General features: G+C 52.6%; 13 protein-coding genes. All 13 read left to right on the plus strand.

What is annotated here, in order from left to right:
• Nucleotides 1-243 precede the first annotated feature (243 nt).
• Nucleotides 244-1,227, plus strand: coding sequence for a M23 family metallopeptidase (locus tag CFI03_RS23595; protein ID WP_248760337.1), 984 nt, complete (start codon nt 244-246; stop codon nt 1,225-1,227).
• Nucleotides 1,220-2,101, plus strand: coding sequence for a M50 family metallopeptidase (locus tag CFI03_RS23600; protein ID WP_248760338.1), 882 nt, complete (start codon nt 1,220-1,222; stop codon nt 2,099-2,101). Before CFI03_RS23595 ends, CFI03_RS23600 begins: the two co-directional genes overlap by 8 nt.
• A gap of 84 nt (nt 2,102-2,185) precedes the next feature.
• Nucleotides 2,186-3,436, plus strand: a complete 1,251-nt coding sequence (locus tag CFI03_RS23605) for an Rne/Rng family ribonuclease (RefSeq protein ID WP_248760340.1) — start codon at nt 2,186-2,188, stop codon at nt 3,434-3,436.
• A gap of 163 nt (nt 3,437-3,599) precedes the next feature.
• On the plus strand, nt 3,600-3,911 hold the full coding sequence (gene rplU / locus CFI03_RS23610) for a 50S ribosomal protein L21 (RefSeq protein WP_015845974.1): 312 nt from the start codon (nt 3,600-3,602) through the stop codon (nt 3,909-3,911).
• Between the two features lie 12 nt (nt 3,912-3,923).
• The gene (locus tag CFI03_RS23615; RefSeq protein ID WP_127494577.1) at nt 3,924-4,259 is read left to right on the plus strand and encodes a ribosomal-processing cysteine protease Prp; all 336 of its coding nucleotides are present in this window, start codon (nt 3,924-3,926) and stop codon (nt 4,257-4,259) included.
• Between the two features lie 17 nt (nt 4,260-4,276).
• Nucleotides 4,277-4,588 (plus strand): 50S ribosomal protein L27, encoded by a 312-nt coding sequence (gene rpmA / locus CFI03_RS23620; protein WP_015845972.1) that lies wholly within the window; start codon nt 4,277-4,279, stop codon nt 4,586-4,588.
• Between the two features lie 165 nt (nt 4,589-4,753).
• Complete coding sequence (locus CFI03_RS23625; protein ID WP_248760342.1) at nt 4,754-5,491, plus strand: Spo0B domain-containing protein; 738 nt, start codon at nt 4,754-4,756, stop codon at nt 5,489-5,491.
• 13 nt (nt 5,492-5,504) lie between these two features.
• Nucleotides 5,505-6,824 (plus strand): GTPase ObgE, encoded by a 1,320-nt coding sequence (gene obgE / locus CFI03_RS23630; RefSeq protein ID WP_127494573.1) that lies wholly within the window; start codon nt 5,505-5,507, stop codon nt 6,822-6,824.
• 145 nt (nt 6,825-6,969) lie between these two features.
• A complete protein-coding gene (locus CFI03_RS23635) occupies nt 6,970-7,407 on the plus strand; it encodes an ACT domain-containing protein (protein WP_248760344.1) in 438 nt (145 codons plus the stop codon).
• Nucleotides 7,408-7,425: 18 nt separating this feature from the next.
• The gene (locus tag CFI03_RS23640; RefSeq protein ID WP_248760346.1) at nt 7,426-8,712 is read left to right on the plus strand and encodes a homoserine dehydrogenase; all 1,287 of its coding nucleotides are present in this window, start codon (nt 7,426-7,428) and stop codon (nt 8,710-8,712) included.
• Nucleotides 8,713-8,770: 58 nt separating this feature from the next.
• Nucleotides 8,771-9,745, plus strand: a complete 975-nt coding sequence (thrB, locus tag CFI03_RS23645; protein WP_248760349.1) for a homoserine kinase — start codon at nt 8,771-8,773, stop codon at nt 9,743-9,745.
• On the plus strand, nt 9,742-10,614 hold the full coding sequence (pheA, locus tag CFI03_RS23650) for a prephenate dehydratase (RefSeq protein ID WP_248760351.1): 873 nt from the start codon (nt 9,742-9,744) through the stop codon (nt 10,612-10,614). The genes thrB and pheA overlap by 4 nt, the downstream gene beginning before the upstream one ends.
• 157 nt (nt 10,615-10,771) lie before the next feature.
• A partial coding sequence (locus tag CFI03_RS23655) for a LysM peptidoglycan-binding domain-containing protein (protein ID WP_248760353.1) occupies nt 10,772-12,096 on the plus strand: 1,325 nt, incomplete at its 3' end.

Raw genomic sequence — 12,096 nt, forward strand, 5'->3', positions numbered from 1 at the left:
GTCCGAGCAGACATAACCTGCTCGGTCTTTTTTTTTGTTTTTAAGGCTAAGCCGAAATGGAGCAGCTCGCTAAAGCGGATTGCACCTATCGGAAGAACATTCGAATGCGGAATGACAAAGCTCGGGCCATTTTGGATTATGCCGCCCTCGCATACTTGTCAGCTTGGCCACATATTTATGTAGAAAGGAAATGTGGGCTGCGCCAATGCCAGCCGGCTTGTCTTGCGAGAGGGAGGCTATTCGATGAGTAAAAAAGACGGTATAAGAGAGCGGCGACAGGAGAAAATCAGACAGCTGCTGGAGCAGCAGGAAAAGCAGGCCAAGCTGTGGCAGCAGCAGGAGCGTATGCAAGAGCAGAAGCATCAGGTGATGCCGGCCAAAAATCGACCGGTCCGGGAGAAGCAGAACGCAAGGTTCGAGGAGAAGTCTTTTTTACCTGTACCCTATCACATGGATACGGGCGGCGGGGACGAGCTTGACCCGGAGAAGCTGTGGAAAACAAATCCGCATCCGTGGCTTGGATGGGAGTCCGGAGACGGAAAAGGCGGCCGCTATGGAGGCGATTTCGCTTCAATCTACGAGTCGGGTGACGGAGGCGGCAAGAGGCCCTTTTTCCGCAGCGAACTGAAATGGAAGGTCATTGTAGCAGCCCTTCTGTTTGCAGGGATCTGGGGCGTTTTTCACAATGAATCGCCGCTTGCGCAGAAGGGGCAAGCCATCGTCAAAAATGCTTTAACGGATGAAATGGATTTTACGGCTGTCGCTACGTGGTATAAGGAGACTTTTGCCGGCGCGCCGTCTTTTATTCCGATATTCAACCATAATCCGAAAGAAGCGGAATCCGCGAACGGTTCAGTGGAATTGCCCGTTGTGTCTCCTCTTCCGGACGGTGCCATCGTCCGCACCTTTGCCGAGCTCCTGAACGGGGTTGAGCTGGCGGGCACGTCCAAGGAGCAGGTATCGGCCATCGAGACGGGCAGAGTTCTGGTCGTATCCGAAGCGGAGAACGGCAGCGGCGTTACGGTTGTAATCGAGCATGCGAACGGCCGCGATTCGGTGTATGGCAAGCTGGGGGCCGCAACCGTTAAACAAAATGATTGGGTCGAAGCGGGCGACGGAATCGGGACGCTGAAAGAAACGGCAAGCGAGGAGCCAAGTCTTCTTTATTTTGCCGTGCGGCAAAATAACCAATACGTCGATCCCGTGGGCGTGATTCCGATTGATTAAATGGAAGGGCATCCGCTGGTCCGTTCATCCGCTGTTTGTGCTTGTCATGATTGGTTCTGTTGTGACCGGCTATTTCGCCGAGCTCTTCACTTTATTTCTGATTGTGCTAGTCCATGAAATTGGACATGTCGTGGTTGCAAGAGGCTTTGATTTGACGGTGCGGGAAGTAAAGCTGCTTCCCTTTGGCGGCGTTGCGGAGATCGAAGATGCGGGCAGCATCCCGGCCAAGCAGGATGCGTTGATCGCCATCGCGGGTCCTCTTCAAAACGTATGGATGGGACTAGCCGCCTGGGGCTGCGGCCAGCTGGGCTTGTGGGATCCGGAATGGGCTTCCTACGTGTGGCAAGCAAATCTCATGATCGGCTTATTTAACCTGCTGCCTATTTATCCCCTGGATGGAGGCAAGCTGATGCAGGCTGCCTTCAGCTATGGCTTTAATTATTATTCCATGATGAAATGGACCTCCCGGATCAGCATTGGGCTTAGCATACTGATGATTGGCTATGCATTGTCCACCGCATTCCGGCCGGATACCGGAATCCAGCTTAATCTGCTTGTCGTTGGCTTGTTCCTGCTGATGACGAATTGGACGTACTACCGCAACATGCCGTATTTGTTTGTCCGTTTCCTGATGCACCGCGACAAGGTTGCCGTGCGCGCCATCTCGCGTGGCGCGCTGGCTCGACCAATAATTGTAAATTTAAAGCAACCAATTATTGGCGCTGTTCGTCTATTATGGCGGGAACAGTACCATCTCTATTATTTGATGGAACTGGAAGGCCGAGTCGTCAAGGTTGTCCCCGAGAAAGAAATCGTTGACCGCTATTTGACCGAGCCGGATCCGAACCGGGCTGTTATCGAACTTTTTCGATAGAGGTAAAATAGACCACTTTTTCGCTTAGGAGCCTTGGTGTAGAATAGAGTAGATGACAAAAAGTAAGGCGGTTGATATTCGGGAATGAAGCGGATGTTAATGCACGGACACGGCGAGCTGCTGCAGACCGCCGTGCTGATGGACGGTCGGCTTATCGATTTTTTTATGGAACAGTCGGAGAGCAGCGGATTAGTCGGTAATGTATACAAGGGACGAGTAGTCAATGTTCTGCCAGGCATGCAGGCCGCTTTCGTAGATATTGGTCTGGGAAAAAACGCGTTTCTATACATAGATGATCTGTTGCATCCGCATTTGGAGAAACAGCCGGAGCACAAACCCTCCATTACGGAGCTGGTAAAGCCCGGTCAAGAGCTTGTTGTGCAAGTGATGAAGGAACCGATGGGCAGCAAGGGCGCTCGCGTAACGACGCATTTTACGCTGCCTGGCCGTTGGCTGGTCTATATGCCGATTGCCGGTTATGTCGGAGTATCGAAGAAAATTATGGCCGAAAGCGAACGATCGCGGATCCGGATGATTGGCGAGCGGCTGAGGCAAGGCGAAGAAGGCATTATTATGCGTACCGCGGCGGAAGGCGAATGCGAGGAATCGCTTGGAGCCGACGTTGATCAGCTGCGTCAGCTGTGGACAAGCGTGCTGCAGCGCTCCGAACATGCCAAGGCGCCTGCGGAGCTGCACCGCGAAGCGGGGCTGCTGCGGCGGGCGGTAAGAGATACGCTGACGGACGATATGGATGAGGTGTGGCTGGACGATCCTTCCCGTTACAGCGAAGCGGTCTCGCTTCTGAAAGAGATGACTCCGCATCTTGCCGGACGGTTGAAGCTGTTTGAAGCCCGGAAGGAAAAGGTTTCTTTATTCGACCGGTTTGGGGTAACCGATCAGATTGAGGCGGCTTTTTCGTCCCGCATCCGTCTGGAAAGCGGCGGATCCCTCGTCTGGGATGAGACGGAGGCCTTAACCGTCATTGACGTAAATACGGCAAAGTACATTGGAGCTACAGGACTTGAGGACACGGTTTTCAAGACAAACATGGAAGCGGCGGACGAGATCGCAAGGCTGCTTCGGATTCGTGACGTAGGCGGCATTATCGTTATCGATTTTATTGATATGGAGAATGAGTCCAACCGGGAGAAGGTTATGTCCAGACTGTCGGAATGGGCGAAAAAGGATCGGACCAAATGCACGGTGTTCGGCTGGACAAGACTTGGACTTCTTGAATTAACTAGACGGAAAGCCCGGGACAATGCCGCGCGGCAATTAACCGAGCGATGCCCGGCATGCGGAGGAACGGGAAAGAAATCTTCAATTCATTCCTAGGTAATAGTTGATTGGTTAGGCATAGTGTGATAGAATGTTCTAGTATGTCTCATCCTATAACTGTGTGGACATGCATGAACCGCTCCAATCGGGTATAAGCGCCGCAGCTTTTGCTGCAGCCACCTGGATTAGGCGAGTCTTCGACAATAAGGAGGTGCAACTCATGTTCGCAATTATCGAAACTGGCGGCAAGCAATACAAAGTTCAAGAGGGCGATGTAATCTACATCGAAAAACTGAACGTAACTGAAGGCGAAAGCGTAACGTTTGATCGCGTATTGGCAGTATCTAACGGCGAAGGTCTCGTAACTGGTACTCCAGTTGTTTCCGGCGCTACGGTTTCCGGCAAAGTCGAGAAACAAGGTAAAGGCCAAAAGATCATCGTTTACAAATACAAAGCCAAAAAGAACTACCGCCGCAAGCAAGGTCATCGTCAACCGTTCACTAAAGTAACAATCGAGAAAATCCAAGCGTAAGAGGACTTTCTTATGATTTCCGTTACAGTGAAACGTAGAGCCGCTGACAGACGGATTGTATCTTTCGCGATCTCCGGACACGCTAAATATGCAGACCGCGGCAAGGATATTATCTGCGCCGGGGTGTCGGCCGTTTCGGTCGGAACCGTCAACGCTATCGAGGCTTTGGCGACAGTGGAATTACCCGCTAAGATGAAGGATGGCTGGCTATCATCGGACATTCCGGAGCAGCCGGATAAGGAAATTGACGACAAAGTGCAGCTGTTGCTCGAATCGATGGTCGTTATGCTCGGCACAATCGCAAAAACTTACGGCAAATACGTCGTAATTCATGATCAACTTCTTTAAAGAAGGAGGGAAACACCATGTTGAAATTAGATCTTCAGCTTTTCGCATCGAAGAAAGGTGTAGGTTCTACTAAGAACGGCCGCGACAGCCATTCGAAACGTCTTGGCGCTAAACGCGCTGACGGTCAAGTCGTATCCGCTGGCAGCATCTTGTTCCGCCAACGCGGTACGAAGATTCACCCAGGTACTAACGTGGGTATCGGTAAAGACGACACGCTGTTCGCACTGGTTGAAGGCGTAGTGAAGTTCGAACGTCTGGGACGCGATCGCAAAAAAGTGAGCGTGTACCCTGTTGATCTGGCTCCGGTAGCCGCAGCAGTAGAAGCTTAATAGCACCAAGTGCCCCGGCCTGATGAACAGGCCGGGGTTTTTGTTTAATTCAAAGAGTATTATGAAAGCGAAGATGTTTCACCTTGGTTTTAGATCTTTCGGCTACCGAATTCGCATGCTATACTGGTTTAGCTAGGAATCAAGCAGAAAGTGGGAACGATCAGGATGGATCGCATTAGAATGGCGAGACAGTCGGCAGCGGCTTCTGTTGTGCTGCCCGGTGCGGCTGCGCTCATTTGGCCTTCTTCGGTATGGCTGGTTGCACTTTTTCTCTTATGGACAATAGCAGCTGCGGTATTTTGGATCAGGACAGAACGCAAGGAACAGGAACAAAGGCTGGCACGGACCGTCTATATGCTGCAAACGGCCAGCGTAAAGACGCTGAATCACCACCGGCACGATTGGATGAACGATCTCCAAGTATTGTTTGGTTACATACGGATGAACAAGCTGGATAAAACCGTGGAATACGTGGAGAAAATAAGGGCTAGAATGACGGAAGAGAGCCAAATCGCAAAGCTTGGCGTTCCGTCGCTGATCAGCTATATACAATCCTTCCGTACCCTCACCAATGCCATGCAGCTTCAGGTGAAGCTGGACGAAGGCATTTACCTGAACGAGCTGGAAGATGGGGGTAAGCCTATTGCGGAAGCCTTGATCAATCTGATCAACGCCTACCGTTTTTCGGTGAAGACGGGATACGGCGATCCGGCAGTGCTTACTATGCAGCTCTCCCGCGAAGAGGAGATGCTGATTGTAGATTTTTATTACGAGGGCGACTTAACCAGCGAGCAACAGCTTGCGGATAAAATAAAACAGCAGTTGGAAGGCGCGTCTTTATTGCCGGTCGATGTGGAGCATCCGCAGCGGAAATTGGTATTAAAAGCGGAATGGCGCGCTTGAACGGGGGCAAAACATGTTTGTCGATAAAGCGAAGATATTTGTAAAAGGCGGCAACGGGGGCAACGGTATCGTGTCTTACCGCCGCGAGAAATACGTACCTGAAGGCGGACCTGCGGGCGGCGACGGCGGAAATGGCGGCGACGTTATTTTCCGGGTGGACGAGGGCCTCAGAACGCTGATGGACTTCCGTTACCAGAAGCATTTCAAAGGACCGGCAGGCGAGCGCGGCAAAGTAAAATCGATGCATGGCGCCAGCGCGGACGACATGATCATCCGCATCCCTCCGGGAACTGTCATTGTGGATGACGATACGCAGGAAATTATCGCCGACATGACGCGCCACGGGCAAGAAGTTGTCGTTGCGCGCGGCGGGCGCGGCGGCCGCGGCAACATCCGGTTCGCAACGATTAACAATCCTGCTCCGGATATTTGCGAGAACGGCGAAGAAGGACAAGAGCGCTGGGTAACGCTGGAGCTCAAAGTGATGGCGGACGTGGGTCTTGTGGGCTTCCCGAGCGTAGGCAAATCGACGCTTCTCTCGGTTGTGTCCGGTGCCAAGCCCAAGATTGGAGCGTACCATTTCACAACGATTACGCCTAACCTTGGCGTCGTAGACGTTGGCGACGGACGCAGCTTTGTTATGGCCGATCTTCCAGGCTTGATCGAAGGCGCTCATGAAGGCGTAGGGCTAGGCCATGAATTCCTGCGGCATGTTGAACGCACAAGGGTTATTGTGCACGTCGTGGACATGGCGGGCACGGAAGGCCGCGATCCGTTTGAGGATTGGGTCAAAATTAACGAAGAGCTCGTGAAATACAACGAGAAGCTGTCGGAACGTCCGCAGATCATTGCGGCGAACAAGATGGATATGCCGGAGGCGGCCGACAATCTGGAGCTGTTCAAGCAGCAGCTGGACGAGGTTCGCGGCGACCGGGAATATCTGATCGTGCCGATCTCGTCGCTGACCAAGCAAGGCGTGCAGGAGCTTCTGTACAAAGCGGCGGATACGCTGGATTCGGTTCCGGAAGAAGTATCGGTAGAAGAAGTGAAGGATGTCGCGGAACGCAAAGTGTTCACGTTCGAGAAGCGTGAGGATGACAGCTTTACGATTCACCGCGAAGACGAGATCTTTGTCGTGCAGGGCGCGAGAATCGAGAATTATCTGAAGCGCATGAACATGAACTCGTACGACGCGATTATGCGTTTTGCGCAAATGATGCGCAAAATGGGCGTTGACGCAGCGCTTCGACGCGAAGGCGCAAGAGACGGAGATACGGTTCAGATTGCGGACTTTACGTTCGAATTCTTCGAGGGCAGCGATTATAATGGTTAATGAAATATAGCAAAAATGCGGAAGGACGGCCAATGGCCGTCTTTTTTTGTTGAAAAGCATCGCAGTTACCTATTGCCGCATCTCTTATATTCCGATATAATGTCCATTATAGAAGAACAACTGTCTTTGTAGGGAGGACGAAATAGTGACGCACCGTTATTATGTCGTTCGTGAGGATATGCTCCCGGAGGCGATCGCGAAGACGATCCAGGTGAAAGAGATGCTTAACCGGGGCGAGGCGTCCACGGTGCATGAGGCGGTAGAGAAAGTAGGACTTAGCCGAAGCGCCTTTTATAAGTATAAAGACGGCGTATATGCGCTTCAGGAGCTGGAAAGAGAACGGATCGTGACGATATCGATGGATTTGGAGCATCGATCCGGTGTATTATCAAAGGTATTGGCTCTTGTGGCAAGCCTTGAAGGGAATGTGCTGACGATGAACCAGAGCATTCCGCTGCAGGGTTTGGCCAATGTCGTTATATCCGTAGATATTTCACAGCTGAATGAGGAACTAACAACGCTGATTGAAGTCATTCGCAGCCAGGAAGGCGTGCGTAAAGCTGCCGTTATCGGACAAGGTTGATTAGATGGAGGGAATTGTATGAAGCCAGTGAAGGTAGGTTTGCTTGGTCTCGGTACAGTCGGGACTGGCGTAGTGCGTATTGTTGAAGGACATCAGGAAGATTTGCAAAGCCAGGTCGGTTCCCCGATCGTTATCGAGAAAATTCTCGTGCAAAATAAAAGCAAAGTTCGCAGCATTTCGATTGACGCAAACAAGCTGACGGAAGATCCTTGGGAGATTATCAGCAATCCGGATATCGACGTTATCGTTGAAGTGATGGGCGGCATTGGATCTACGAAAGAATACATCATGGAAGCTCTCACCCGCGGCAAGCATGTCGTAACCGCAAATAAGGATCTGATGGCGCTGCACGGCCCGGAGATTCTGGCAAAAGCGCAGGAGCACGGCTGCGACGTCCTGTACGAAGCAAGCGTTGCCGGAGGTATTCCTATTATCCGTACGCTGGTGGAGGGCTTCTCTTCCGACCGGATTACGAAGATTATGGGTATCGTGAACGGGACGACGAACTACATTTTGTCCAAGATGAGCCTTGAGGGTGCTTCCTATGGCGATGTGCTTAAAGAAGCCCAAGAGCTTGGTTATGCTGAAGCGGATCCAACCTCCGACGTAGAAGGTCTGGATGCTGCGCGCAAGATGACGATTCTCGCAACGCTTGGCTTCCGCGCGAAGGTAGCGCTTGACGATGTGTCCGTGCAAGGCATGTCGAAGGTATCGAAAGAGGATATCCTGTACGCGAAGCGTCTTGGCTACGAAGTGAAGCTGCTTGGCATCGCCGAGCGTCAAGATGACCAGTTCAGCATCAGCGTACAGCCGACAATGGTGAAGAAATCGCATCCGATCGCATCGGTTAACGGCGTATACAACGCGGTTTACGTGTATGGCGAAGCGGTAGGCGAGACCATGTTCTATGGCCCTGGCGCCGGCGAACTGCCGACAGCAACCTCGATCGTTTCCGACCTTGTGGCGGTTGTGAAAAACCTGAAGCTTGGCGTTAACGGCAAGCAAGGCGTACTTACTTACAAGGAGAAGAAGCTCAAATCCGACGAGCAGATCTCTTCGAAATATTTCCTGCTCCTGCATGTGGATGACCGCGCGGGCGTACTGGCGCAAATTACGCAAATTTTCGCCGAGTATGAAGTAAGCCTCGAATCGGTGCTCCAGCAGCCAAATCCGAATAATCCGGATGCCGAAATTATCGTGATTACGCATGATGCGAATAAAGCTGCCATCCAAAAAGTTCTGCAGAAGTTTGAGTCTCTGGACGTTATTCGCAAGGTGAAGAGCGTTTACCGTGTTGAAGGCTAATTCATCCGTACTTTAAGCAGGATTTATTGCAAAAGCAAACAAAGGAGCTTTATCCGTCATGAATAATCGTCGAGTAATCGTGAAAGTGCCGGCCAGCACGGCGAATCTGGGTCCTGGCTTTGATACGCTTGGCATGGCGCTTTCACTCTATGCGTGGATCGAGATGTCGGCAGCGGAGACTACAACCTTCCGGCTGTACGGCGATCAAATGCAAGGCATCCCAACCGATAAATCGAATCTGTTATATAAAGTAGCCCAGCTCGTATTTGATGAAGCGGGCGTGAGCGTTCCGGAGCTGGATGTTGCGATGTACAGCGACATTCCGCTTGCGAGAGGCCTCGGAAGCAGCGCTTCCGCTATCGTTGGCGCGCTGGCTGCGGCAAATGCGCTGATCGGCAGTCCTCTGACGGATCATAAGCTGTTCCAGCTTGCGACCAAGCTGGAGGGACATCCGGACAATGTCGGAGCATCCTTGTTTGGCGGCATTGTTGTATCCGCCTGGGACGGGGAACGTGCGGATTACGTAAGACTTGCGCCGCATGAAAAGCTGGAGACGCTTGTTGCGATCCCGGCTTTCCAGCTGGCAACGGAAAAAGCCCGTCATGCCCTGCCTTCGCAAATCAGTATGGCTGACGCCGTATTTAATGTCGGACGCAGCTCCCTTCTTGTTGCGGCGCTGGCTAGCGGCGAGCTTGGCCTGATCCGGCATGCGATGCGTGACCGTCTGCATCAGCCATACCGGGCACCTCTTATTCCCGGCATGTCGGCCATTCTGGAGCAGGCCTGCGATTACGGCGCGCTTGGAGCTGCGCTTAGCGGAGCGGGGCCAACTCTTATCGCGTTTGTTGAAGCTGACAGCAAGAGCAAATCCGAGCTGGAGCAATTCCTGCTTGCCACATTGAAGCAAGAGGGGATCGAAGCAGAGACCATGTGGCTGAAGCCAGGCGAAGCAGGTCCGATTATTACGGTCGAGGATGCGGCAGCCCCTGCTCCAGTTCTTATGGAACGGATCAAAGGAGAGGTTGTCCGATGAAGACGATTGCGGTACTTCCGGCCGGCTCCGTATCGGATGAAGCAGTGAAGCGGCTGTTTGCCGGAGAACCTATGAATTGGAAGCATCACCGCCTGATTGCGGACGTGTTCATGTCGACCGTAAACGGTGTAAGCGATTATAGCGTTGTTCCCATCGAGAATACGATTGAAGGCTCCGTTAATCTGCATGTGGACTGGCTGGTTCATGAGGTGGATCTGCCCATCCAGGCGGAATGGGTGTATCCTTCGATCCAGAATTTGATCGGACGCGGCTCCGAAGCAGCCGGAGAAGAAGGCACGATTGACTTCAGCAAGATCAAGAAAGTAATCAGCCACCCGGTTGCGATTGCGCAATGCCTCCAGTTTTTGCGGAGCGAGCTCCCGCATGCGGAGATTGAGACCGCGGGCAGCACGTCGGAGGGCGTCAAAATCGTGAAGGAAAATCCCGGCCAAGGCTGGGCGGCGATTGGCACGATGACCGCTGCCGGCAACAACGGGCTTGATGTGCTAAGCCAGGGAATCACGGACCACGACAATAACTATACCCGTTTCCTGTTGGTTGGGAGCGAGCCGTTTAGGGCACGGCAATCCGATAAGCAGAAGACGAGTATCCTGATTACGCTGCCCGAGGATTACCCCGGTGCCTTGCATCAAGTGCTTGCCGCGTTTGCCTGGCGGAAGATCAACCTGTCGAAGATCGAGTCCCGCCCGACGAAGAAAAAGCTGGGCAATTATTATTTTTATATCGATATCGACATGGCGCTGGATTCGGTGCTTTTGCCTTCGGCGCTCGAAGAAATCGAAGCGCTTGGATGCCAGGTGCGGATTCTCGGCAGCTATCCAAGCTTTACTTACGAGCAGCTTTTGTAATGAAATGACGAGCCATAGCGTTGCCCTTTTGCGGGCAGCGCTATTTTTTTTGCGTGAAGGTGGAGACACCAGCCTACGTTCTGCATAGGATGTAATGATTGATAGCAGGCATTCGCCGTGCCGTTATACAAAGAACGTGACAGGAGGTTTTTCGCTAGTGAAAATCCATGTTGTAAAGAAAGGCGATACATTGTATTTCATTGCCCAGAAACATAATGTATCGATTGAAGACATTTTAAAGCTGAACCCTTCCATTACGAACCCGGATTTGCTGGATGTCGGAATGAAGCTGAAGGTTCCATCGGCAAACGAGGTTGGCGGCGGAACAGGAGGACTGGACATTATGCATCAACATGTAGTGAAACAAGGGGATACGCTTTGGAAGCTGTCGAAAGCTTGGGGAGTGCCCCTGGCAGACATGATTAAAGCGAATCCGCAGCTTAAGAACCCGAATGTGCTTCTGACAGGCGAGATTGTCAACATACCTAAAACAGCTACTCCAACAGAAGTACAGGGTAACGGCGGCGGTGTAACCGCGCAAGGTACAGGAAATGCGCATCATCCGCTTCATCCGATGTCGCTGATGCATGGCGTACAGAATTGGGTTGGCAAGAAGCCAACAGGCCAGATGCCCGCAGCTCAAGCTCCGGTTCAAAAAACGCCAACCGCTCCAATAGCCCCGGTAGCTCCGACCGAGAAAACGCCAACGGCGCCAATTGTTACTCCAGTAGCCCCGGCAGCGAAAGAGCAGCCTGCAAAGAAAGCTCTGCCTATTCAGAAATCGCCGGGTAAAAAAGCGAATCATGCTGAAGAAGCGGCAAACGTGAAGCCGAACATGAAACCGAATATGAAGCCTGCCATGGAAGCTAACGTTCAACCTAATATGAAGCCAAACGTGTCGCCAATCATGCAATCCAAGCCGGAGCCTAAGCTTCAGCCAAGCGTGGACCTGTTCAAGCAATTCGGGATTCCTGCGGTAGAAGCGGCTTCCCAGCCCCATCATGGCTACGGCAATATGGCGCCAATGGTATCTCCGTTGCAAGTTGGCCCCGGCTTTGGTTACGGTCATGGCGGTTGGCCAGGATCCAATGTCAGCCCTGCAAGCGAAGGGCCATGGTGCCCTCCCGGAACGATGCCTATCGCGGCTGGTCCTGGCTACGGTTACGGCATGGGTAACGTATCCCCGGCTGTATTTGGTTCCGAAAATGCGTCTCCGGTACTTGGCGCGGAAAATGTAAGTCCAGCGGCAACCGGGAATAATGCTGCACCGGCGGCTCTGGGCAGCAATGCCGCTCCGACTAATGTAAGCCCTGCTGCAGTCAGCCCAACGCAAGGCTACGGCTTTGTATCTCCGGCAAATGTCGGCCCAGAGCATGGTTACGGCTACGGCCCAACGGCAGTGTCCCCAGCAGAGATGGGACCTGGTTACGGCTGGCCAGGGGCAGTGTCCCCGGCAGAGATGGGACCTGGTTACGGCTGGCC

This window comes from Paenibacillus sp. ATY16, from assembly GCF_003399985.2.
In the GTDB taxonomy this organism is placed as follows: domain Bacteria; phylum Bacillota; class Bacilli; order Paenibacillales; family Paenibacillaceae; genus Pristimantibacillus; species Pristimantibacillus glycanilyticus.

Bases quoted from the DNA above. Each gene is read 5' to 3' on its own strand.
- obgE (WP_127494573.1), top strand. From the start codon at position 5,505: ATGTTTGTCGATAAAGCGAAGATATTTGTAAAAGGCGGCAACGGGGGC.
- CFI03_RS23640 (WP_248760346.1), top strand. From the start codon at position 7,426: ATGAAGCCAGTGAAGGTAGGTTTGCTTGGTCTCGGTACAGTCGGGACT.
- thrB (WP_248760349.1), top strand. From the start codon at position 8,771: ATGAATAATCGTCGAGTAATCGTGAAAGTGCCGGCCAGCACGGCGAAT.
- CFI03_RS23615 (WP_127494577.1), top strand. From the start codon at position 3,924: ATGATTTCCGTTACAGTGAAACGTAGAGCCGCTGACAGACGGATTGTA.
- CFI03_RS23605 (WP_248760340.1), top strand. From the start codon at position 2,186: ATGAAGCGGATGTTAATGCACGGACACGGCGAGCTGCTGCAGACCGCC.
- pheA (WP_248760351.1), top strand. From the start codon at position 9,742: ATGAAGACGATTGCGGTACTTCCGGCCGGCTCCGTATCGGATGAAGCA.
- rpmA (WP_015845972.1), top strand. From the start codon at position 4,277: ATGTTGAAATTAGATCTTCAGCTTTTCGCATCGAAGAAAGGTGTAGGT.
- CFI03_RS23625 (WP_248760342.1), top strand. From the start codon at position 4,754: ATGGATCGCATTAGAATGGCGAGACAGTCGGCAGCGGCTTCTGTTGTG.
- rplU (WP_015845974.1), top strand. From the start codon at position 3,600: ATGTTCGCAATTATCGAAACTGGCGGCAAGCAATACAAAGTTCAAGAG.
- CFI03_RS23595 (WP_248760337.1), top strand. From the start codon at position 244: ATGAGTAAAAAAGACGGTATAAGAGAGCGGCGACAGGAGAAAATCAGA.